The following is a 21,836-nucleotide window of genomic DNA, read 5'->3' on the forward strand; positions in this document are numbered from 1 at the left end:
CGCAGGGACGCCCGAGAGATCGAACAAGAGAGCAAGCATGAGAGCACCCATGACCCTGCAGGGCGCGCAGCGACTGCGCGCCGAACTGGACGAACTGAAGTCCGTGCAGCGCCCCGCCGTGATCAACGCGATCGCGGAAGCGCGCGCGCACGGCGACCTGAAGGAAAACGCCGAATACCATGCCGCCCGTGAGCAGCAGGGGTTCATCGAGGGCCGCATCAAGCAGCTCGAAGGCGAGCTGTCGCATGCCGATGTCATCGACGTCAGCAAGCTCAATGCCGGCTCGCGCATCGTGTTCGGTGCGCAGGTGACGCTGGCCGACGTCGAGACCGACGAGGAGCGCAAGTACCAGATCGTCGGCGACCTCGAGGCCGACCTGAAGCTCGGCCTGATCGCGATCTCGTCGCCGGTCGCGCGTGCGCTGATCGGCAAGCACGAGGGCGACAGCGTGACCATCGAGGCCCCGGGTGGCACCCGCGAATACGAAGTCGTTGGCGTCAGCTACCCGGACTGATCCCCCCATGCAGGTCACCTTGCTGCTGCCTGCCATGCGTCGTCTTGGCGGGCAGCGCCTGTCCGTCGCGTCGGCACGGTGGCTGGGCCGGGGATCGCTTGCCGGGCCGCTTGAGCCCGGTCGGCAGGCGCAGTTGCGTCGGCAGTTCCAACTCCATCCCGGACACTGGGCGGTCGCCGCACTGACCCGCCTGGACGACCGTGGCGACGCTGCTGGTGACACCTGGGTGCGCGCCGATCCCTGCCATGTCCGTCCCGACCTCAATGGTGCGCGGCTGCTGGCGATCGGCGATGGCCTGGCGCTGGCCCAGGCCGATGCCGACGCGCTGCTGCCGGCATTGGAGCCGCTGTTCGCCGATGTCGGCTGGCACATCGATGCGGGTTCGCCGGGCCGCTGGTACCTGCGTCTGCCGCCCGGGACCGCATTGCCGGACTTCATGGAGCCCGACGATGCGCTGGGCACCGACCTGATCGACCACATGATCGAAGGCCCGCAGGGACGCCAGTGGCGGGCCCTGCTGAGCGAGGCCCAGGTGGTGCTGCACAACCACCCCTGGAACGAAGCGCGCGCGCGTGCCGGCAAGCCGCCGATCAATTCCCTGTGGTTCTGGGGCGGCGGCCGCCTGCCGGAGCGTGTCGAAGCCGCCTGCGAGGCGTTCCATTCCAACGACGAGGTTGCGCTGGCCCTGGCCGCCGCCGCGGGCGTTGCGGCCATCCTGCCGGAGCGGTTCGTGCCGTCCACGCACCGCCAGGCCTTCGACCTGGTCGCGGTGCGCGACCTGGCACGTCTCGAGGGCGACTGGCTGGTACCCGCGTTCGACGCGTTGCGCGAGGGGCGCCTGCAGCAGCTGTGCCTCGACGGCGAGGACGGGGTGTCGCGCGTGCTCCGGCGTGGCGATCGCTGGCGCGTCTGGCGGCGGCCAGCGGCCGGCGTGTTCGCATGAGCACCGTGCGTCGTATCCGCCGGCGCGAAGCGTCGCCGTCACCATCCGGCCCTTGGCCCGCGCACGTGCCGCTACTGCTGCAGCGGATCTACGCGGCCCGCGGTGCTCACGACCTCGACCAGGCGCGACCGCGGCTGGCGCAGTTGCTGCCGCCTGACAGCCTGGGCGGGCTGTCGACGGCGGTCGCGCTGCTGGCCGATGCCATCGCGGCGCAACGCCGGATCCTGGTGGTCGGTGATTTCGACTGCGACGGTGCAACCGCGTGCGCCGTCGCCGTCCGTGGCCTGCGCATGCTGGGTGGCGTGCAGCTGATGCATGCGGTGCCCAACCGCGCCGTGCACGGTTATGGACTGTCGCCGGGGCTCGTCGATGAACTGGCGGCGCTGCGGCCCGACCTGCTGTTGACCGTCGACCACGGCATCGCCTGCCATGCCGGCGTGACCGCGGCCAAGGACCGGGGCTGGCAGGTCGTGGTCACCGACCATCATTTGCCGGGCGAGGCGTTGCCGCCGGCCGATGCCATCGTCAATCCGAACCTGCGCGGGGACCCGTTCCCGAGCAAGTCGCTGGCCGGTGTCGGTGTCATCTTCTATCTGTTGCTGGCCTTGCGCCGCCACCTGCGCGAGCAGGGCCTGCTGGACGCCCACGATCCGGACCTGTCGAGCCTGCTCGACCTGGTCGCGGTGGGCACGGTGGCCGACCTGGTGCCGCTGGACGTCAACAACCGGGCGCTGGTCGGCGCGGGCCTGCGACGCCTGCGCAGCGGTCAGGGCTGCGCCGGATTGCAGGCCCTGATCGAGGTCGCGGGGCGGCGGGCCGAGACCCTGACCGCGTCCGACATCGGCTTCGGCATCGCGCCACGCATCAACGCCGCGGGCCGGCTCGAGGACATGGGGGTAGGCATCGAGTGCCTGCTGACCGACGACCCTAGCCAGGCCCGGGAGCTGGCGCAGACGCTGCACCGGATCAATGCCGAGCGTCGTGGCGTCCAGCAGACGATGGTCGACGATGCCGAGGCGGCGATCGCGACACGCGACTTCAGTGCGCAAGGCGATGCCTGCGCCGTCTGCCTGCACGATGCCGACTGGCATCCCGGCGTGGTCGGCCTGGTGGCATCGAAGATCAAGGAGCAACTGCACCGGCCCGCGATCGCGTTCGCGCCTGCGGTGCCCGGCGGCGACAGCCTGCGCGGTTCGGCGCGCTCGATCCCCGGCCTGCACATCCGTGATGTGCTGGCCAGCGTCGACAGTCTGCATCCGGGCCTGATCGAGCGCTTCGGCGGTCATGCGATGGCGGCCGGGCTGACCCTGCCGCTGGCGCATCTGGCCGCGTTCTCGCAGGCCTTCGAGCAGGCGGTACAGGCCGTGCTCGATCCGGCGATCCTGCAGGCGGAGATGGTCACCGATGGCCGCCTGCTGCCGATGGAATTCGACGCCGCCCACGCCAGCGTGCTGCGCGACGCCGGCCCATGGGGGCAGGGCTTTCCCGAGCCCTTGTTCGACGATGTGTTCGACGTGCTGGGCTGGCGCATTGTCGGCGAGCGCCACCTCAAGCTGCAGCTCCGGCCGGTCGACGGTGGCCCGGCCGTCGACGCGATCCACTTTGGTGGCTGGCAGGGCGACGACCCGGCGCCGCGCCAGCACGTGGTGTTCCGCCTGGAGCCCGATGCCTATCGGGGCGGCAGCGCCATCCAGCTTGTGGTCGAGTACCGCGAGCCGGCGGCCTGAGCAAAGTCAAACGGTATGTGACGCCCTGTTTTTCTGTTGAAATGGCGGCATTGGTGGCAAGTGGTCGTAACGCAATACAACCCCGATGGAGAAGATGGATGTTGAAGATGGACTTGAAGATGAAGACCCTGAGCATGGCGACGATGTTGTGGGTGGCCGGGCTGGGACTGGCCGCTACTGCGCCGGCCGTGCAGGCTGCCGATGCCGCTGCGCCGCTGGCCATCGGCGGGCAGGTGCGTGGTGAGATCACCACCGCCGACCGCGTGAACTTCCGCGACGGCTCGCGCAGCAAGGCCTATCGCTTCACCCCGCGCAGCGGCGACGTACTGTCGTTCCGCGTCCGTGGCGCGCTGAAGGCCGAGCTGTCGCTGTTCGCCGATGGCGAGCTGATCGACAGCAGCGAGTCCGAGGATGGCGAGGAGGCGACGCTGTCGTTCCGCGCGCAGCGTGCGGTCGAACACGTGCTGACGGTCAGTGGCCGCGACGCCAATGCCTTCGGCCCGTTCACGCTCGAATCCAAGAAGCTCGACCTGTACAGCGGCCAGGTGCTGAAGGTCGGCAGCGCGGTCAGCGACTGGGCCGATGCGCCGCGTTCGCTGCAACTGCAGATCGACAAGGCCGGCCTGTACGCGATCGACATGGGCTCGGACGAGTTCGACGCGCTGTTGAAGCTCGATGGCAATGGCCTTTCGATCAGCAACGACGACGGTGGCGATGGCAGCAATGCACGCATCACCGCGCGGCTGAACCCGGGCCGCTACACCTTGCAGGCCACGGCGTTCGAGGACGCGATCAAGGGCCTGTACAACGTCAGCGTGTCCGAGCATGCCCTGCCTGAGGGCGTGACGTTGAGCGAAGGCGGCGCCTTGCCGCTGGATGGTTCGACGATCAATGGGCTGATCCAGGGCGACGCGCAGAACTATCGCCTGCAGGTGCCGTCGCGCCAGGTCGTCACGCTGGACATGCGCAGCGATGCGTTCGACTCGCGCCTGATCCTGCGTGGCAATGGCATCGAGCGGGACGACGACGACGGCGGCGATGGCCTCAACTCGCGGATCGTCGCGGTGCTGGAGCCCGGCGAGTATGAGGTCGTGGCACGCACCGCCTATGACGGCAGTGGTCTGTTCACGCTGAGCGCCAGCGCACGTGCGGTGCCCGAAGGTGCCGGCGGCGGCCCGATCGTGGTCGGCCGCGGCACGAGCCAGGCGACGCTGTTCAGCGGCATCAACAACCGTCATCCGGTGTCGATCCGCAGCGCCGGCGACTACGTCATCGAGATGTCGGCCGACGGCATGGACAGCTTCCTGCGCCTGACGCGCGACGGCGAGGAAGTGGCCAGCGACGACGACAGCGGCGGCGGCCTGAATGCCAAGATCGAAACCCGGCTGGCGCCGGGCGAGTACGTCATCGAGGCGTCCTCGGTCGATTCCAGCGCCGAAGGCAGCTACAGCATCGGCATCCGCCGGCGCTGATCGAGTCCGTGCCTGCGGTCCCGCGGCGCTGCCTGCCGCGGGACCGTGCCGTGGCTGGGGGCGCGCGCGCGTCCCTGTGACGCCCATGTGCGTCAATGCACGTCCATACCCAACTCAGGGGGGGGGCGGGCCTGGCTTCGCCCGTCAAGGCGCTTGCGGGGCCAGCGCAGGTCCGAGGCTGCTAGAATCTGCGGCTGTTTTCACGGGCAATACGCGACCATGATTGAGCTCAATCCCGTCCGCCAGCGCATCGCCGACCTGACCGGTCGGCTGGATGCGCTGAGGGGGTTTCTTTGACTACGACAGCAAGCACGAACGGCTTGAGGAAGTAGAACGCGAACTCGAGAATCCGGACATCTGGAACGACCCGGAGCGCGCGCAGGCGCTGGGGCGCGAACGCGCCTATCTCGACAAGACCGTCAATGGCATCCGCAACCTGACCGAAGGGCTGGTGGGTGCCGGCGAACTGCTTGACCTCGCCGAGGGCGAGGACGACGAGGACACGGCCAATGCGGTCGTCGCCGATGTCGCAGGCTTCGCCACCCATGTCGAAAAGCTCGAGTTCCAGCGGATGTTCTCCGGCGAACTCGACTCGGCCAACTGTTTCGTCGACATCCAGGCCGGCGCCGGCGGCACCGAGGCCCAGGACTGGGCCGAGATGATGCTGCGCATGTACCTGCGCTGGGCGGAGTCGCGCGGCTGGAAGACCGAGCTGATGGAAGTCAGCGGCGGCGAAGTGGCGGGTATCAAGTCGGCGACAGTACGGGTCGAAGGCGATTTCGCCTATGGCTGGCTGAAGACCGAGACCGGCGTGCACCGGCTGGTGCGCAAGTCGCCGTTCGATTCCGACAACCGCAGGCATACCAGCTTCACCTCGGTGTTCGTGTCGCCGGAAGTCGACGACAACATCGACATCGAGATCAACCCGGCGGACCTGCGGACCGACGTCTACCGTTCGTCTGGCGCCGGTGGACAGCACGTCAACAAGACCGAGTCGGCGGTGCGCATCACGCACATCCCGACCAACATCGTGGTGGCCTGCCAGACCGGGCGCAGCCAGCACCAGAACCGCGATACCGCGATGAAGATGCTGGCCGCCAAGCTCTACGAGCTGGAAGTGCAGAAGCGCAATGCCGAGAAGGACGCGCTGGAAGCCACCAAGTCCGACATCGGTTGGGGCAGCCAGATCCGCAACTACGTGCTCGACCAGAGCCGCATCAAGGACCTGCGTACCGGCGTCGAGCGCAGCGACACCCAGAAAGTGCTCGACGGCGATCTCGACGAGTTCGTCGAGGCCAGCCTGAAATCCGGCCTCGAGGCCGGTTCCAAACGCCTCGACGCCGTTTGATGCGTCATCGCCCGCGATTCCCTGCCTTCGCAGTGCGGGCGCTTCCCTTCTTCCTGAAAAGCACGACATGACCCAGACCACGCCCGTGACCTCTCCCCCCGCCGACGAGAATGCGCTGATCGCCGAGCGCCGGTCCAAACTGACCGCGCTGCGCGGGCAGGGCATCGCGTATCCCAACGATTTCCGGCGCGCCGACTACGCCGCGGACCTGCAGGCAGACTATGCCGACGACGTCCGCTGGACCGGCGAGGCGCTGGAAGGCGAGGGACGCGCGGTCGCGCTGGCGGGCCGGCTGCTGGCCAAGCGCATCATGGGCAAGGCTGCGTTCGCGCAGATCCAGGACGTCAGCGGACGCATCCAGCTGTTCCTGCAGTCGGCGCCGCTGGGTGAGCGCTACGACGCGTTCAAGGGCTGGGACGTCGGCGACATCGTCGCCGCCGAAGGCACGCTGATGCGGACCAAGACCGGTGAGCTGTCGGTCAAGGTCACGACGCTGCGCCTGCTGACCAAGTCGCTGCGGCCGTTGCCGGACAAGTGGCATGGCCTCAGCGACGTCGAGCAGCGTTACCGCCAGCGCTATGTCGACCTGATCGTGACGCCGGAAGCGCGCGAAGTGTTCTTCCAGCGCTCGCGGATCATCAGCGAGATCCGTCGCTGGCTGGACGCGCGCCGTTTCCTGGAAGTGGAGACGCCGATGATGCATTACATTGCCGGCGGCGCGACCGCACGCCCGTTCGTGACGCACCACAATGCCCTCGACATGGACCTGTACCTTCGCGTCGCGCCGGAGCTGTACCTCAAGCGCCTGGTCGTCGGCGGCTTCGAGCGCGTCTACGAGATCAACCGCAACTTCCGCAACGAGGGCGTGTCGACCCGGCACAACCCCGAGTTCACTATGCTCGAGCTCTACGAGGCCTACGTGGCCTACGAAGAGATCATGGACCTGACCGAATCGCTGATCCGCGATGTCGCCGTTCAAGCCGTCGGCACCACTGCGCTGGAATGGGATGGCAACGCCATCGATGTCGGCCCGGCGTTCCGGCGCTGGAAGCTGGAAGAGGCGGTGCGCGAGCTCAACCCCGAGATCAGCGTTGCCGACTGCCGCGATCGCGAGGCGCTGGCCGCGCACTGCGCGCGCCTGAAGGTGCAGGTCAAGAAGGGCTACGGCTGGGGCAAGCTGCTGCTCGAGATCTTCGAGAAGACCGTCGAAGGCGGCCTGCTGCAACCGACCTTCATCACCCACTACCCGGTCGAAGTCTCTCCGCTGGCGCGCGAGTCGGACACCGAGGCGGGCATCACCGACCGTTTCGAACTGTTCATCGGCGGCAAGGAGATCGCCAACGGCTTCTCCGAGCTCAACGATTCCGAAGACCAGGCCGCGCGCTTCCAGTCCCAGGTCGAGGCCAAGGAGGGCGGTGACGACGAGGCCATGCATTACGACGCCGACTACATCCGTGCGCTCGAGGTCGGCCTGCCGCCGACCGGCGGGCTCGGGATCGGGATCGACCGCCTGGTCATGCTGCTGACCGGCTCGTCGTCGATCCGCGACGTGCTGCTGTTCCCGTACATGCGGCCTGAGGCAGGCTGAAGGACCGGCGACGTCCCCGGGGGTTGCGTGGGGCTGCCCGGCAGGCCGGATCCGACCTGCCGGATCAGACGGGCCGGGTGACCCAAACGGGGCAGCCCTGTTCAGGTTCAATGTCAGAAAGTGACCAGAAAAGACGGAAACTACGTTTTAGCTAACAATGGGTCTCAATATCAGGTACTTGAACAATGAATTGGGGCAGGCACGGAGTTTGCTTGCAGACATAGACTAGGCGGACAGATTTCCTGTCCGGCCAGCACAGGGGGGAGACGCTCTCCGGAGCGGCATACGCGCATGAATATCGTCATCGTCGACGACCAGACCTCTGCCCGCACCATGCTGCGCCATATCCTCGAGGACATCAGTCCCGAACTCGATGTCCTGGACTTCGGGGATCCCCAGGCGGCATTGCACTGGTGTGAGGCCAATCGACCCGACCTGCTGCTGCTCGACTATCGGATGCCGATCATCGATGGCCTCGAGTTCGCACGCCGGTTCCGTCGCCCGCTGCTGCACCGCGACGTCCCGATCGTGCTGGTCACCGTGGTCGGCGACGAGCCGATCCGGCAGGCCGCGCTGGACGTGGGCGTCATCGACTTCCTGGTCAAGCCGGTGCGCCCGCGCGAATTGCGTGCACGCTGCCGCAATCTGTTGCAGCTGCGCCAGCAATCGGAATCGATCAAGCAGCGTGCGCTGTCGCTGGAACAGCGCCTGCTGTCGAGCATGCACGAGGTCGAGGAACGCGAACGCGAGACCCTGACCCGTCTGGCCCGCGCGATCGCCTACCGCGACGCCGGCACCAGCGCCAACCTGGCGCGCCTGGCCGCGGTCGCGGGCATGATCGCAGAAGCGATGGGCATGTTCGAGGACGAAGTGCGGATGATCGAACTCGCCGCGCCCTTGCACGACCTTGGCAAGATCGCGATCCCCGACGCGTTGCTGATGAAGCCGGGCCCGCTGGACGATGCCGAAACGGCCCTGATGCGGACCCATCCGCAGATCGGCCACGACCTGCTCAGCGGCAGCCAGAACCGTTTCATCCAGCTCAGCGCGGTCATCGCGTTGCGCCACCAGGAGCGCTACGACGGCAGCGGCTATCCCGATGGCCTGGTCGGCGAGGCGATTCCGATCGAGGCGCGCGTGGTCGCGGTCGCCGACGTCTTCGATGCGCTGATCTCGCGCCGTCCCTACAAGCCGGCTTGGACCATCGACGAGACACTGGCGTACCTGTCGGCCAACAGCGGCAAGCTGTTCGACCCGCGTTGCGTGGACGCGCTGATGCGCAATCGCGAAAAGCTCGAAACGATCTGCGAGCGTTTCGCCAATCCGAGTGAAGCGCCGCTGCATGGATAAACGCCACGCCAGCTTGCTGGACGTGATGCGTGCCCGCCTGTCGGGCCGGCCTGACAGCGAGCATGGCCAGGCGATCGTGCGCATCTTCATGCTCGTGGTGGTGTTCGCGTACCTGCGTTTCGCGGTCGCGGGCACGCCTGGCCTGGATGCGGCGCTGCTGCTGTCGCAGCAGATCCTGTCGTTCGACTTCCTGGGATCGCTCGCGATCCTGGGCTGGATCGTCGCGCGACCCGGCGTGTCGCACCCGCGCCGGGCGTTGGGGATGTTCCTCGACTACAGCCTGATGGGCACGGGCATGTACCTGCTCGGCGAGATGCTGGCGCCGATGTACGTGATCCTGCTCTGGGTCACCGTCGGCAATGGCCTGCGCTATGGTCCGCGCTACCTGATCGCGGCGATCGCCGTGGCGGTGGTGACCTTCGGGCTGGTGCTGGGCACCACGCCGTACTGGAAGGACAACAGCTGGCTCGGGTTCGGCCTGCTGGTCGGCCTGGCCGCGATCCCGCTGTACCTGATCTCGCTGCTGCGGGCGTTGATCCAGGCGACTGAGGCCGCCAAGGCCGCCAGCGAGACCAAGAGCCGGTTCCTGGCCAACATGAGCCACGAGTTCCGCACGCCGCTCAATGGCATCGTCGGCATGTCCGAACTGCTGATGGCGACCAACCTCAACAGCGAGCAGCGGGACAGCGCCCAGGTGATCCAGACCTCGGCCAAGGCGCTGCAGATCCTGGTCGACGATGTCCTCGACATCTCCTCGATCGAGGCCGGTCGCTTCAAGCGCATGGACGCCGATTTCCTGCTGCGCGACGTCGTCAAGAGCATCCACGTGATGCTGCTGCCGACGGCGCAGTCGAAAGGCCTGGCGTTCGAGGTGAACATTGCTGCCGACGTGCCCAATCACCTGCACAGCGACAGCAATCACCTGCGCCAGATCCTGTTGAACCTGCTGTCGAATGCGATCAAGTTCACCGACCAGGGCAAGGTATCGCTGGACGTGTCGCTGATCGCGAGCAACGACGATGGCGTCGAGATCGGCTTCTCGGTCCGCGATACCGGTATCGGCATTCCGGCCGCCGCGGTCGAGCGCATCTTCGATGCCTTCGAGCAGGTCGATTCCGGTCGCGGCCGCCGCTTCGGCGGTACCGGCCTGGGCACGACGATCGCCAAGGCGCTGACCGAACTGTTCAACGGCCGCATCGGGCTGGAAAGCACGCAGGGCGTGGGCTCGCACTTCTGGGTCGAGCTGCCGATGAAGGTCTCCGACTCGCCGCTGAGGGAGGAAGAAGAGGGCGCGGCGGACAACGTCATCTCGTTCGCCGATCCCTTCGTCCGCCACCGTGCACGCGTGCGTCCGCTGCAGATCCTGGTCGCCGACGACCAGCCCGCGAATCTGATGGTGATGCGCCGGTTGCTGGAGAAGGCAGGGCACAAGGCCCACATCGTCAACGACGGCGAGGATGTATTGAACATCATCGAACGCCAGGCGTTCGATGCGGTGATCATCGATCTGCACATGCCGGGCATCAACGGCATCGAGGTCATCAAGCAGAGCCGCTTCATGGAAGCCGGGCGCAAGCGTACGCCGTTCATCGTGCTGACCGCCGACGCGACCGTCGAAGCGCAGGCCGAAGTCGAGCGCGCGGGCGCTTATGCCTACCTGACCAAACCGGTGTCCGTGCACCGGCTGCTGCAGAAGCTGTCGGACATCGCCGAAGGCAATCCCGGGTTCGCGGCCGTTGCCGCAGCGCCCGCCGCGAACGAAGAAGCGATCGTCTCGCAGCACATCATCGAGGAGTTACGGGAGATGGGCCTGGGCGAAGCCTTCGTGACCCAATTCCTGACCGAGTGCACGCGCGATGCCCGCAAGTGCGTCGCCGACATGGAAACCCATGGTGCCGCGGGCCGCTGGGATGAATTCCGCGATGCCTGCCACGCGCTCAAGGGCACGTCCAGCAACATGGGCGCGCTGCAACTGGCCGAAACCGCATCGACCGGCATGCGCCTGCCGGTCGCGCAACTGCAGGCGGAATGGCGCAACATCCTGGGCACCTGCCGACAACAATTGCAGCAGGCGATCCTGGCATTGCAGGGGCACGGGGACATCCCGGCCTCGGCGCTGGATGCCAGCGAACAGAAGTAGATCGGCCTGCGGGCCCGCGGCATCGGCGCCTTGGCGCGCTGGCTGCAGGTGCTGGAGACCAGAAGCGCTGGACACTTGGATCAGGTCGCGCGTTACAGCGTGAAGTGACGTCTCGACGGCGCACGATGGCGCCGTCAGCTCGCGACCGCGCCAGTCGATCCTGGCGCGGTCACGCATCCCGCTACAGCGAATGCGTCATCGCCGACGCCGATGCCGATGCCTCGTCGCTGGCCGGCGCGGATTCCGGGCGCTTGAGTTGCGCGCGCACCAGGCGTTCCATCACCCGCAACTGCTTGTCTGTCAGCTGCAGCGCGGTGTCGACCCAGATCTCCGTGATGCGCATCAGTTCTTCATGTCGGACGGGGTTGATGGCATCGCGGACGCGGTGCAGGGCCAGGCGCGCGGTCGCGATGCGACGGTTCTGGCGGATCAGGTCGTGCACGGCGCGAACGCCTTCGCCCTTGGGGACCAGCACGTCGACGATGCCCATCTGGTGCAGTTCTTCGCTGCTGTACATCACGCCGTTGAGCATCATCTGCTCGGCGACCTTCGGGCTGACGCGCTGCGACAGCAGCGAATACGCGCCCATGCCCGGGAACAGGCCGAACAGCACTTCCGGGAATCCCATCTGCACGCCGCGCTCGGCGACGATGGTCTGGCAGGCGAGCGCGAGCTCGAAGCCGCCGCCCAGCGCATCGCCTTCAACCAAAGCGATCGTGTGCGCATTGGGATGCAGCCGGGTGTGCAGCAGGTGCACGCTGTCGACGCATTCGGCGGCGTACTTCATCAGGCCATCGCGATCGCGCTGGCGGATCAGTTGCGAGAACAGCCCAAGGTCGCCACCCAGGTTGAAGACATGGGTGTCCGAGCCGAGCACGATGTGCGCCAGGTGGGCGTCGTTGTCGCCGCTGCGCTCGCTGATGCCTTCGATCGCGGTGCGCGCGAACATGCGCAGTTCGCGCAGCATCTTCGGCGAGAAGCAAGCCCTGTATTCAGGGTCGGCGAACGCCTGCTGCGCGTGCATGAAGCACCAGAACGCGTCGTTGGACGCGTCGTGCTCGGTGCGGATGGTCGAAAACGCGTGGTCGCGGCGAAGCAGTTCGACGTTGGTCATGTCAGTCCCCTGTGGGTATGCACGCAGGGGCCGGCCGGGCTCCCGGTCACCTTGTGCCTAGAAAGGTCGGAAACTGCCCGATAGGCGCCTGTATGCCTCTATCGTCGCCAAACTGCAAGCTTCCGCACACCCAAATCAGAACTGATTCACAAAAATGAACAGGAAAAACAACTATTTTCCGGCTGGCCCGTCCCGCAGCTCCCGGCGGAGGATCTTGCCGACGTTCGTTTTGGGAAGTTCGTCACGGAATTCAACGATCCGGGGATGCTTGTAACCGGTCAGGTTTTCCTTGGCATGGGCCTTGACCTGTTCAGCCGTCAGGGTCGGATCCTTGCGGACGATGACCAGCTTGACCGCCTCGCCGGACTTCTCGTCGGGCACGCCGACCGCGGCGACTTCGAGCACGCCGGGCATCATCGCGATGACGTCCTCGATCTCGTTCGGATACACGTTGAAGCCCGAGACCAGGATCATGTCCTTCTTGCGGTCGACGATATAGAAGAAGCCCTGTTCGTCCATGCGCGCGATGTCGCCGGTATGCAGCCACTGGTCGGCGTCGATCGCGGCTGCGGTTTCTTCGGGGCGCTGCCAGTAGCCCTTCATGACCTGCGGGCCACGGATGCACAGCTCGCCGACTTCGCCGACCGGCAACTCGCGTCCTTCCTCGTCCTTGATGCAGGCGTCGGTGGACGGCAGCGGCAATCCGATCGAGCCGTTGTACTCGGCCAACGTCATCGGGTTGATGCAGGCGGCGGGCGAGGTCTCGGTCAGGCCATAGGCCTCGACCAGGGTCACGCCGGTGACCTGCTTCCAGCGCTCGGCGACCGCGCGTTGCACGGCCATGCCGCCACCCAGCGTCAGGTGCAGGCGCGAGAAATCGACCTCGTCGAACCCGGGCGTGTTCAACAGACCGTTGAACAGCGTGTTGACGCCGGTGATCGACGTCATCTGGATCTTCTTGAGTTCCTTGACGAAGGCCGGCATGTCGCGCGGGTTGGTGATCAGGTGGTTGGAGGCGCCGAACTTCATGAAGACCAGTCCGTTCGCCGTCAACGCGAAGATGTGGTACAGCGGCAAGGCGGTGACGATGACTTCCTGGCCGGCCTTGGTGTTGGCGCCGATCCACGACGACGCCTGCTGCATGTTGGCGACGAGGTTGCGGTGGGTCAGCATCGCGCCCTTGGCCACGCCGGTGGTGCCGCCGGTGTACTGCAGGAAGGCGATATCGTCGAGGGTGATCGAGATGTCCGGCAGCGTGTGGCGCTCGCCCTTGGACAAGGTGTCGCGGAAACGGACCGCGCCGGGGATGTCGTAGTCCGGCACCATCTTCTTGATGTACTTGAGGACGAAGTTGACGATGTTGCCCTTCGGGAACGGCAGCATGTCGCCGAGGCCGGTGGTGATCACCTGCTTGATCGAGGTGTCGGCCAGGACGTCCTGGACGGTCTTGCCGAAGTTGTCGAGCACCAGGATCGCGCTGGCGCCGGAGTCCACCAGCTGGTGGCGCAGCTCGCGCGGGGTGTACATCGGATTGGTGTTGACCACCGTCAGGCCGGCACGCAGGATGCCGAAGGTCGCGACCGGGTACTGCAGGCAGTTGGGCATCATGATCGCCACGCGATCGCCCTTCTTGAGTTTCAGTTCGCCCAGCAGGTAGGCGGCGAACTTTCGGCTGAGTGCATCGACCTCGCCGTAGGTCAGGGTCTTGCCGAGATTGGTGAACGCCGGGCGGTCGCGGAATTTCGCGATCGTGCCCTCGAGCACCGCAGGAACCGAGGAGAATTCTTCCACGTTGATTTCAGCGGGCACACCAGCCGGATAGTGGTCCAGCCATGGGCGTTCAATCGTCATGCAGTCCCCTCCCAGGGTGTTTGTTTGCCGGCGGGCGCGTTTCCGCGATACCGTCTCGTATGGATTGGAGCATAGGCTCCAAACGCTGGCAAGGCGACCATTGGCCTCGAATTGCAGGGGTCGCTGCCGCATTCAGACCCTGCATGCAGATGCAGGAATCGCGATTGCCTGGAGCGCATTGTGCACGAGCCGACCATCGGATGCCCCACCTGGCGACGCGCACTGCACGCGGTATTGGCCGCAGGCGCGTTCTTGTTGATGGTCATGCTGTCGGCCTGCACGGGCAGCGATCCGGAACAGGCATTGCGCGAACGCCTCGATGGCCTGCAGCAGGCGGTTACCGATCGCGATCCTGCGGCGGTGCAGCAATTCCTGGCCGACGACTTCATCGGCAACGAAGGGCTCGATCGCCAGGGCGCGCGGCAACGGGTGGCGGTGTATGCCTTGCGCTATCGCGATGTCTCGGCGACGGCAGGCCCCTTGCAGATCGCGATCGATGGCCACCATGCCACGGTCCGTTTCACGGTCGCGCTGACCGCCGGGTCCGGTGGCCTGTTGCCCGAGCGTGGGCGCGTGCTGGCCGTCGAAACCGGCTGGCGGCACGACGGCGACACCTGGTGGATGACCAGCATGCGATGGCAGGACGGGATCTGAGGGCCCGGCATCGCCCCGCGTCCGGCGCGGGGCGATGCTGGTTGCGTCAGCGCCCGATCAGGCTGACTTGCGCGCAGCCAGTTGGCGAAGCACGTAATGCAGCAGGCCACCGTGGCGGGCGAGGCCGGCGTGTTTGCAAGTCACTGGCTTGCACGCCGGGCGAGCGCCCCGCGTCCAGCGCGGGGCAGGGCTTCCGCCGTTTCAGTATCCGATGAGGCTGACTTGCGCGCAGCCAGTTGGCGAAGCACGTAATGCAGCAGGCCACCGTGGCGGAAGTACTCGACTTCCTTGGGCGTCAGCAGCAGCACGTCGACCTCGAAGCGGACCTCGCTGCCATCGGCTTTCTTCGCGACCACGGTGGCGACCTTGGAGGCGCCGTCCTTGAGTCCGATGATGTCGATGGTTTCCGGACCTTCCAGGCCATGCGATTGCGCGTTCTCGCCGGCGCGGAACTGCAGGGGCAGCACCCCCATGCCGACCAGGTTCGAGCGGTGGATGCGCTCGAAGCTTTCGGCGATGACCGCGCGGATGCCGAGCAGGTTGGTGCCCTTGGCCGCCCAGTCGCGCGACGAACCGGTGCCATATTCCTTGCCCGCGAACACCACCGTGGATACGCCATCGGCCTTGTACTTCTGCGCCGCGTCGTAGATCGCCAGCTTCTCGGGTGGCGTGCTGCCGAAATACAGCGTGTTGCCGCCTTCCTCGCCACCGAAGAACAGGTTCTTGATGCGGATGTTGGCGAACGTGCCGCGCACCATGACGTCGTCGTTGCCGCGGCGCGAGCCATAGCTGTTGAAGTCGACAGGTTGCACGCCGCGCGACTGCAGGAAGCGGCCCGCAGGTGAATCCTTCTTGATGTTGCCGGCCGGGGAGATGTGGTCGGTGGTGATCGAGTCGCCGAAGATGCCCATGATGCGGGCGCCATGCAGGTCGTCGATGTTGCCAACGTCCATCGTCATGTCATCGAAGTAGGGCGGATTCTTGATGTAGGTCGACGCGTCGTCCCACGCGTACAGGTTGCCGTCGGGCGATGCGATCGTGTTCCAGCGCGTGTCGCCCTTGAACACGTCGGCATAGTTCTGTTTGAACATCTCCGGGCCGAGCGTCCGCGCGATGAAGTCGCCGATTTCCTTGTTGCTCGGCCAGATGTCGCGCAGGTAGACGGCCTTGCCGTCGGGATCGTGGCCCAGCGGTTCGTTGGTCAGGTCGATATCGACCGTGCCGGCCAAGGCATAGGCGACGACCAGCGGTGGCGAGGCGAGATAGTTCATCTTGACCTCGGCATGGATGCGGCCTTCGAAATTGCGGTTGCCCGACAGCACCGAGGTCACGACCAGGTCGCCGGCGGCGATGCCGCCACTGACCTCCGGCGGCAGCGGGCCGGAGTTGCCGATGCAGGTGGTGCAGCCATAGCCGACGACGTAGAAGCCGATCTTCTCGAGTTCGGTCAGCAGGCCGGCCTTCTCCAGGTAGTCGGTGACCACGCGCGATCCCGGCCCGAGCGAGGTCTTGACCCAGGGCTGGCGCGTCAGGCCGCGCGCGGCGGCATTGCGTGCCAGCAGTCCCGCAGCCAGCATCACCGCCGGGTTGGAGGTGTTGGTGCACGACGTGATCGCCGCGATGACTACGGCGCCATCCTTGAGCCGCATCGGGTTGCCGTCGATCTGGATGTCGGCGAACCCCTTGGTCAACTGTTCGTTGCCGACCGCGGCACCGCCGCCTTCGGAGACGAAATCGGAGACTTCCTGGCTGCGCTTCTCGCGGCTGCTCGTCATCGACGGCAGGTTTTCGCGGTAGTTGGCCTTGACCTTCTCCAGCAGCACGCGGTCCTGCGGACGCTTGGGGCCGGCCATCGACGGGCGCACGTCTGCCATGTCGAGGGTCAGCACGCTGCTGTATTCGGCTTCCGGCGCACCGGGTTCGTGCCACAACTGCTGGGCCTTGGCGTAAGCCTCGACCAGGGCGATCTGCTCCTCGCTGCGTCCGGACAGGCGCAGGTATGTCAACGACTCGGCATCGATCGGGAAGATGCCGCAGGTCGCGCCATACTCGGGCGCCATGTTGCCGATGGTCGCGCGGTCGGCCAGCGGCAGGTGCTGCAGGCCGGCGCCGAAGAATTCGACGAACTTGCCGACCACGCCATGCCTGCGCAGCATCTCGGTGACCGTCAGCACCAGGTCGGTCGCGGTCGCGCCTTCGGGCAGCTTGCCGGTCAGCTTGAAGCCAACCACCTGGGGGATCAGCATCGACGAGGGCTGTCCCAGCATCGCGGCCTCGGCCTCGATGCCGCCCACGCCCCAGCCGAGCACGCCGATGCCGTTGATCATCGTGGTGTGCGAGTCGGTGCCGAACACGGTGTCGGGATACGCCCAGGCCTCGCCATTCCTGTCGGACGTCATCACCACGCGCGCCAGGTTCTCGAGATTCACCTGGTGGACGATGCCGGTATTGGGCGGCACGACCTTGAAGTTCTCGAACGCCTTTTGGCCCCAGCGCAGGAAGCCGTAACGCTCCTGGTTGCGCTCGAACTCGATGCGTCCGTTGAGATCCAGCGACTGCTCGCTGCCGAACGAGTCCACCTGCACGGAATGGTCGATGACCAGCTCCGACGGAATCAGCGGATTGATCTGCTCGGGTTGCCCGCCCAGCTTGACGACGGCATCGCGCATCGCGGCCAGGTCGACGACGCAGGGCACGCCGGTGAAGTCCTGCAGCACCACACGCGCGGGCATGAAGGCGATTTCGGTATCGGGCTCGGCATGCGGGTTCCAGTTCGCCAGCGCCTCGATATGCGAGGTGCCGACCGTGATCCCGCCATCCTCGTTGCGCAGCAGGTTCTCGAGCAGGATCTTCAGCGAGAACGGCAGCCGGGCGATGTCATAGCGCTCGCCGAGTTTGGCGAGGCTGGCGTAATGGTAGGACTGGCCATTGACATCGAGTTGGCTGCGGGTGGCGAAGGAATCGGCCATTGGGGGCTCCTGTTTCGGGTTGCTGGCGGTGACGCAGCCGGGCTGGTCGTTGCTTGCTGGCAATGGCCGGGGCCGTTGCCGGAACGGGTGTCATGACAGTCGGGAGGATCGCGCCGATTGCCTGGGACGTACTGCATGGGACGGACTTCTCTGAAGCAGATGGCATTGACGCCGGTGCATCGAAGCGGGTGCATGCAACGATAGGCCAAGGCCTGCGTTGCTGTCATCGCCATGATCGCACCAGTGTAGTGGCAGGCGTGTTGCGGACGCGTCATCGGCATGCCGTGTCGAAGGTGGACCATCGGAACGTCCCGTTCGATGGCAGGGCAGTGCGTCGCGGCTGCGCGATATGCAGACGGCCTGGTACGCAACTCCGCATTGTGTTCGAGAGGATCCCGGCCAATCACCGACCGCCGCAGGGCATTCGCCGTCGACCGTGGGCTGGCAGGCCGGACGCCAGGATGCCGGACGGTGGAGCGCATGTCTTTCGGCATGCCGCGCTGCCAGCGGAGATGCCTGTGACCATCGGGTGCGGGGGTTGTCTGCACGCGCGGGCCATGACCAGGGCGCCAAGGGGGAGGGGCGGCATGAGCGCATGTCGACTTGGGTATGCGTCATAAAGTATGTATAATTCGCGCATACTTTCCGGGAGCCGATCATGGAAGCCACCGTTGCCGAGCGCGGCCAGATCACCCTCCCCAAGGCCGTCCGCGATGCTCTGGGCCTGACCAAGGGCACGACCCTGAAGGTCGAGCTCGACGGCGGCCGGATTATCCTGCGTAAGAGTGTGGAGGACGCGATCTCGCGCGCCCGCGGCCGCTTCAAGCTCGACGGATTCGAGTCCACCGACGATGCCATGCGCGCACTGCGCGGCCGTGCGCCGGGTGATCCGCTCGATCCCCGTGACGCTGGCGAGGCAGGCGGCCAGGGCGGCGGGCAGGGTACATGATCGCGATCGACTCGCCGGTCATCGTCGACCTGCTGGCCGACGGACCGCAGGCCGATGCCGCCGAGGCCTGCCTGCGCCAGTGCCTGAGCAATGGACCGGTCGTGGTCTGCGACGTCGCGCTGGCCGAGATCTGCAGCGCGCTCAAGGACGGCTCCGAAGCGCTGGTGGCGCTGGAAGAAATGAGCATCCGTTTCAGCGCGCTGGAATCCAAGTCGGCGCTGCGTGCCGGCGAGATGCAGCGCCGCTACCGCCAGCGTGGCGGCAGTGCGGCGCGCGCACGCGCGGTGCCGGATTTCCTGATCGGCGCGCATGCCCTGCTGCAGTGCGACGGCCTGATCACCCGCGACGACCGCTTCTATCGCGATTACTTCAAGGGCCTGAAGCTGATCGTCCCCACGCTTGAATAGCCCGCTGCCACCGACCGAACCGCGACACCCGCACCACGACCCACATCATTCCACCGAACACCGGAGTTCCCCATGCTGGAAGCCTACCGCCACCACGTAGCCGAGCGCGCCGCGCTGGGCATTCCTCCGTTGCCGCTGACCGCGCAGCAGACCGCCGAGGTCATCGAGCTGCTGAAAGCGCCGCCCGCCGGCGAAGAACAAGTCCTGGTCGACCTGATCACCCATCGCGTACCGGCCGGCGTCGACGACGCCGCCAAGGTCAAGGCCTCGTACCTCGCTGCCGTCGCGTTCGGCACCGAGCAGTGCAGCCTGCTGTCGCCGGCGCGCGCGACCGAACTGCTGGGCACGATGCTCGGCGGCTACAACATCCATCCGCTGGTCGAGCTGCTCGACAACGCCGAGCTGGCGCCGATCGCCGCCGAGGCGCTCAAGCACACGCTGCTGATGTTCGATGCCTTCCACGATGTCCAGGAGAAGGCCCGCACCGGCAATGCCAATGCGCAGGCCGTGCTGCAGAGCTGGGCCGATGCCGAATGGTTCACCAGCAAGCCGGAAGTGCCGCAGAGCCTGACGCTGACCGTGTTCAAGGTGCCGGGCGAGACCAACACCGACGACCTGTCGCCGGCGCCGGACGCGACCACGCGCCCGGACATCCCGATGCACGCGCTGGCGATGCTGAAGAACAAGCGCGATGGCGCGCCGTTCACCCCCGAGGAAGACGGCAAGCGCGGTCCGATCCAGCAGATCCTGGACCTCAAGGACAAGGGCCATCTGGTCGCCTATGTCGGCGACGTCGTCGGGACCGGTTCGAGCCGCAAGTCGGCGACCAACTCGGTGCTGTGGTGGACCGGCGAGGACATCCCGTTCATTCCGAACAAGCGCTTTGGCGGTGTGTGCCTGGGCAGCAAGATCGCACCGATCTTCTACAACACGATGGAAGACGCTGGCGCGTTGCCGATCGAGCTCGACGTGTCGCAAATGGAGCAGGGCGACGTCATCGAACTGCGCCCGTACGACGGCAAGGCGCTGAAGGAGGGCAAGGTCATCGCCGAGTTCCAGGTCAAGTCCGACGTGCTGTTCGATGAGGTGCGCGCCGGTGGCCGCATCCCGCTGATCGTCGGTCGCGGCCTGACCGCGAAGGCGCGCGAGGCGCTGGGCCTGCCGGTCACCGACCTGTTCCGCCTGCCGCAGCGCCCGGTCGATACCGGCAAGGGCTTCACGCTGGCGCAGAAGATGGTCGGGCGTGCGATCGGCCTGGCCGAAGGCCAGGGCGTGCGCCCGGGCACCTATTGCGAGCCGAAGATGACCTCGGTGGGTTCGCAGGACACCACCGGCCCGATGACGCGCGACGAGCTTAAGGACCTCGCGTGCCTGGGCTTCTCGGCCGACCTGGTGATGCAGTCGTTCTGCCACACCGCGGCGTACCCCAAGCCGGTCGACGTCAAGACCCACCACACGCTGCCCGAGTTCATCTCGACCCGTGGCGGCATCTCGCTGCGCCCCGGTGACGGCGTGATCCACAGCTGGCTCAACCGCATGCTGCTGCCCGATACCGTCGGTACCGGTGGCGACTCGCATACGCGCTTCCCGGTTGGCATCTCGTTCCCGGCGGGCTCGGGCCTGGTCGCGTTCGCCGCGGCCACCGGCGTGATGCCGCTGGACATGCCCGAGTCGGTGCTGGTGCGCTTCAAGGGCAAGCTGCAGCCCGGCGTGACCCTGCGCGACCTGGTCAACGCGATCCCGCTGTACGCGATCAAGCAGGGCCTGCTGACGGTCGCCAAGCAGGGCAAGAAGAACATCTTCTCCGGTCGCATCCTCGAAATCGAAGGCCTGCCGGACCTCAAGGTCGAGCAGGCGTTCGAACTGTCCGACGCATCGGCCGAACGCTCCGCCGCCGGCTGCACCGTGCACCTGGACAAGGCGCCGATCATCGAATACATCAACAGCAACATCACGCTGCTGAAGTGGATGATCGCCGAGGGTTACCAGGACCCGCGTTCGATCAAGCGCCGCATCGAGAAGATGGAACAGTGGCTGGCCGATCCGCAGCTGCTCGAGCGCGATGCCGATGCCGAGTACGCCGCGATCATCGACATCGACCTGGCCGACGTGCACGAGCCGATCCTGGCCTGCCCGAACGATCCCGATGACGTGAAGACGCTGTCGGAAGTCTCCGGCGTCGCGATCGACGAAGTGTTCATCGGTTCGTGCATGACCAACATCGGTCATTTCCGCGCCGCGTCGAAGCTGCTGGAAGGCAAGCGCGATATCCCGACCAAGCTGTGGGTCGCACCGCCGACCAAGATGGATGCCGCCGAGCTGACCAAGGAAGGCCACTACGGCACGTTCGGCACCGCTGGCGCGCGCATGGAGATGCCCGGTTGCTCGCTGTGCATGGGCAACCAGGCACAGGTGAGGGAGGGCGCGACGGTGTTCTCGACCTCGACCCGCAACTTCCCCAATCGCCTGGGCAAGAACGCCAACGTCTACCTGGGTTCGGCCGAGCTGGCCGCGATTTGCTCGCGTTTGGGTCGGATCCCGACCAAGGCCGAGTACATGGCCGATATGGGCGTGCTCGATGCCAATGGCGCGGAGATCTACCGCTACATGAACTTCGACCAGATCGAGGACTACAGCAAGGTCGCCGACTCGGTCGCCGCGTGACATCGCGCTCGCTGCCAAGGCAGTGAGTCGCACAGCAGAACGCCCGGCCATGCCGGGCGTTCTGGTTTCAATCGATTGCGCGGCGCGCCATCGTGGGGCGTGCGAACGGCGACAGTGGTCATGGCCGCGAACCGCAGTGGCTCGGC

General features: G+C 66.3%; 15 protein-coding genes. 12 read left to right on the forward strand and 3 right to left on the reverse strand.

Going from position 1 to position 21,836, the window contains the following annotated elements:
- Window positions 1-49 precede the first annotated feature (49 nt).
- The 8 genes from greA to ACYX7E_RS14535 all read left to right on the forward strand — a co-directional run bounded on the left by greA (window position 50) and on the right by ACYX7E_RS14535 (window position 11,082).
- A complete protein-coding gene (gene greA / locus ACYX7E_RS14500) occupies window positions 50-514 on the forward strand; it encodes a transcription elongation factor GreA (protein WP_462081328.1) in 465 nt (154 codons plus the stop codon).
- Between the two features lie 7 nt (window positions 515-521).
- The gene (locus ACYX7E_RS14505) at window positions 522-1,457 is read left to right on the forward strand and encodes a phosphoglycerate mutase (RefSeq protein ID WP_462081292.1); all 936 of its coding nucleotides are present in this window, start codon (window positions 522-524) and stop codon (window positions 1,455-1,457) included.
- Window positions 1,454-3,184, forward strand: a complete 1,731-nt coding sequence (gene recJ, locus ACYX7E_RS14510) for a single-stranded-DNA-specific exonuclease RecJ (RefSeq protein WP_462081293.1) — start codon at window positions 1,454-1,456, stop codon at window positions 3,182-3,184. Before ACYX7E_RS14505 ends, recJ begins: the two co-directional genes overlap by 4 nt.
- Window positions 3,185-3,282: 98 nt before the next feature.
- Window positions 3,283-4,656, forward strand: a complete 1,374-nt coding sequence (locus ACYX7E_RS14515; protein WP_462081294.1) for a hypothetical protein — start codon at window positions 3,283-3,285, stop codon at window positions 4,654-4,656.
- A 219-nt stretch (window positions 4,657-4,875) separates the two neighbouring features.
- Window positions 4,876-6,004 (forward strand): peptide chain release factor 2 gene (gene prfB / locus ACYX7E_RS14520; protein WP_462081295.1). Its coding sequence is split into 2 segments (ribosomal slippage): window positions 4,876-4,950 and window positions 4,952-6,004, totalling 1,128 coding nucleotides; the frame shifts between segments, so codons are not numbered across the junction.
- A gap of 67 nt (window positions 6,005-6,071) precedes the next feature.
- Window positions 6,072-7,592, forward strand: a complete 1,521-nt coding sequence (gene lysS, locus ACYX7E_RS14525; protein WP_462081296.1) for a lysine--tRNA ligase — start codon at window positions 6,072-6,074, stop codon at window positions 7,590-7,592.
- A 237-nt stretch (window positions 7,593-7,829) separates the two neighbouring features.
- Complete coding sequence (locus ACYX7E_RS14530; protein WP_462081329.1) at window positions 7,830-8,942, forward strand: HD domain-containing phosphohydrolase; 1,113 nt, start codon at window positions 7,830-7,832, stop codon at window positions 8,940-8,942.
- Window positions 8,935-11,082 (forward strand): ATP-binding protein, encoded by a 2,148-nt coding sequence (locus ACYX7E_RS14535; RefSeq protein ID WP_462081297.1) that lies wholly within the window; start codon window positions 8,935-8,937, stop codon window positions 11,080-11,082. The genes ACYX7E_RS14530 and ACYX7E_RS14535 overlap by 8 nt, the downstream gene beginning before the upstream one ends.
- 181 nt (window positions 11,083-11,263) lie before the next feature.
- Here the strand turns inward: ACYX7E_RS14535 and ACYX7E_RS14540 are convergent, their stop codons facing one another.
- Together ACYX7E_RS14540 and ACYX7E_RS14545 are read right to left on the reverse strand one after the other, a co-directional pair.
- Window positions 11,264-12,196 carry a crotonase/enoyl-CoA hydratase family protein gene (locus tag ACYX7E_RS14540; RefSeq protein WP_462081298.1) on the reverse strand — a complete coding sequence of 311 codons (933 nt, stop codon included), beginning with the start codon at window positions 12,194-12,196 and terminating at the stop codon, window positions 11,264-11,266.
- A gap of 171 nt (window positions 12,197-12,367) precedes the next feature.
- Complete coding sequence (locus ACYX7E_RS14545; protein WP_462081299.1) at window positions 12,368-14,047, reverse strand: long-chain fatty acid--CoA ligase; 1,680 nt, start codon at window positions 14,045-14,047, stop codon at window positions 12,368-12,370.
- Window positions 14,048-14,305: 258 nt separating this feature from the next.
- Between ACYX7E_RS14545 and ACYX7E_RS14550 the strand changes: the two genes are divergently transcribed.
- Entirely contained in the window at window positions 14,306-14,701 is a 396-nt protein-coding gene (locus ACYX7E_RS14550) for a nuclear transport factor 2 family protein (protein WP_462081330.1), read from the forward strand.
- 140 nt (window positions 14,702-14,841) lie between these two features.
- Here ACYX7E_RS14550 and acnA read toward each other — a convergent pair whose 3' ends face one another.
- Window positions 14,842-17,670 carry an aconitate hydratase AcnA gene (gene acnA / locus ACYX7E_RS14555; RefSeq protein WP_462081300.1) on the reverse strand — a complete coding sequence of 943 codons (2,829 nt, stop codon included), beginning with the start codon at window positions 17,668-17,670 and terminating at the stop codon, window positions 14,842-14,844.
- Between the two features lie 658 nt (window positions 17,671-18,328).
- Between acnA and ACYX7E_RS14560 the strand changes: the two genes are divergently transcribed.
- The 3 genes from ACYX7E_RS14560 (at window position 18,329) to ACYX7E_RS14570 (ending at window position 21,690) form a co-directional block, all read left to right on the forward strand.
- On the forward strand, window positions 18,329-18,619 hold the full coding sequence (locus tag ACYX7E_RS14560) for an AbrB/MazE/SpoVT family DNA-binding domain-containing protein (protein ID WP_462081301.1): 291 nt from the start codon (window positions 18,329-18,331) through the stop codon (window positions 18,617-18,619).
- Window positions 18,616-19,026, forward strand: coding sequence for a type II toxin-antitoxin system VapC family toxin (locus tag ACYX7E_RS14565; protein ID WP_462081302.1), 411 nt, complete (start codon window positions 18,616-18,618; stop codon window positions 19,024-19,026). Before ACYX7E_RS14560 ends, ACYX7E_RS14565 begins: the two co-directional genes overlap by 4 nt.
- Window positions 19,027-19,098: 72 nt before the next feature.
- The gene (locus ACYX7E_RS14570) at window positions 19,099-21,690 is read left to right on the forward strand and encodes a bifunctional aconitate hydratase 2/2-methylisocitrate dehydratase (protein WP_462081303.1); all 2,592 of its coding nucleotides are present in this window, start codon (window positions 19,099-19,101) and stop codon (window positions 21,688-21,690) included.
- Window positions 21,691-21,836 lie beyond the last annotated feature (146 nt).

The organism is Luteimonas sp. RIT-PG2_3 (assembly GCF_054902115.1).

Coding starts and splice junctions, on each gene's coding strand:
- lysS (WP_462081296.1), top strand. CDS start 6,072: ATGACCCAGACCACGCCCGTGACCTCTCCCCCCGCCGACGAGAATGCG.
- acnA (WP_462081300.1), bottom strand. CDS start 17,670: ATGGCCGATTCCTTCGCCACCCGCAGCCAACTCGATGTCAATGGCCAG.
- ACYX7E_RS14565 (WP_462081302.1), top strand. CDS start 18,616: ATGATCGCGATCGACTCGCCGGTCATCGTCGACCTGCTGGCCGACGGA.
- ACYX7E_RS14540 (WP_462081298.1), bottom strand. CDS start 12,196: ATGACCAACGTCGAACTGCTTCGCCGCGACCACGCGTTTTCGACCATC.
- recJ (WP_462081293.1), top strand. CDS start 1,454: ATGAGCACCGTGCGTCGTATCCGCCGGCGCGAAGCGTCGCCGTCACCA.
- ACYX7E_RS14535 (WP_462081297.1), top strand. CDS start 8,935: ATGGATAAACGCCACGCCAGCTTGCTGGACGTGATGCGTGCCCGCCTG.
- greA (WP_462081328.1), top strand. CDS start 50: ATGACCCTGCAGGGCGCGCAGCGACTGCGCGCCGAACTGGACGAACTG.
- ACYX7E_RS14550 (WP_462081330.1), top strand. CDS start 14,306: ATGGTCATGCTGTCGGCCTGCACGGGCAGCGATCCGGAACAGGCATTG.
- ACYX7E_RS14560 (WP_462081301.1), top strand. CDS start 18,329: ATGGAAGCCACCGTTGCCGAGCGCGGCCAGATCACCCTCCCCAAGGCC.
- ACYX7E_RS14570 (WP_462081303.1), top strand. CDS start 19,099: ATGCTGGAAGCCTACCGCCACCACGTAGCCGAGCGCGCCGCGCTGGGC.
- ACYX7E_RS14545 (WP_462081299.1), bottom strand. CDS start 14,047: ATGACGATTGAACGCCCATGGCTGGACCACTATCCGGCTGGTGTGCCC.
- ACYX7E_RS14505 (WP_462081292.1), top strand. CDS start 522: ATGCAGGTCACCTTGCTGCTGCCTGCCATGCGTCGTCTTGGCGGGCAG.
- ACYX7E_RS14515 (WP_462081294.1), top strand. CDS start 3,283: ATGTTGAAGATGGACTTGAAGATGAAGACCCTGAGCATGGCGACGATG.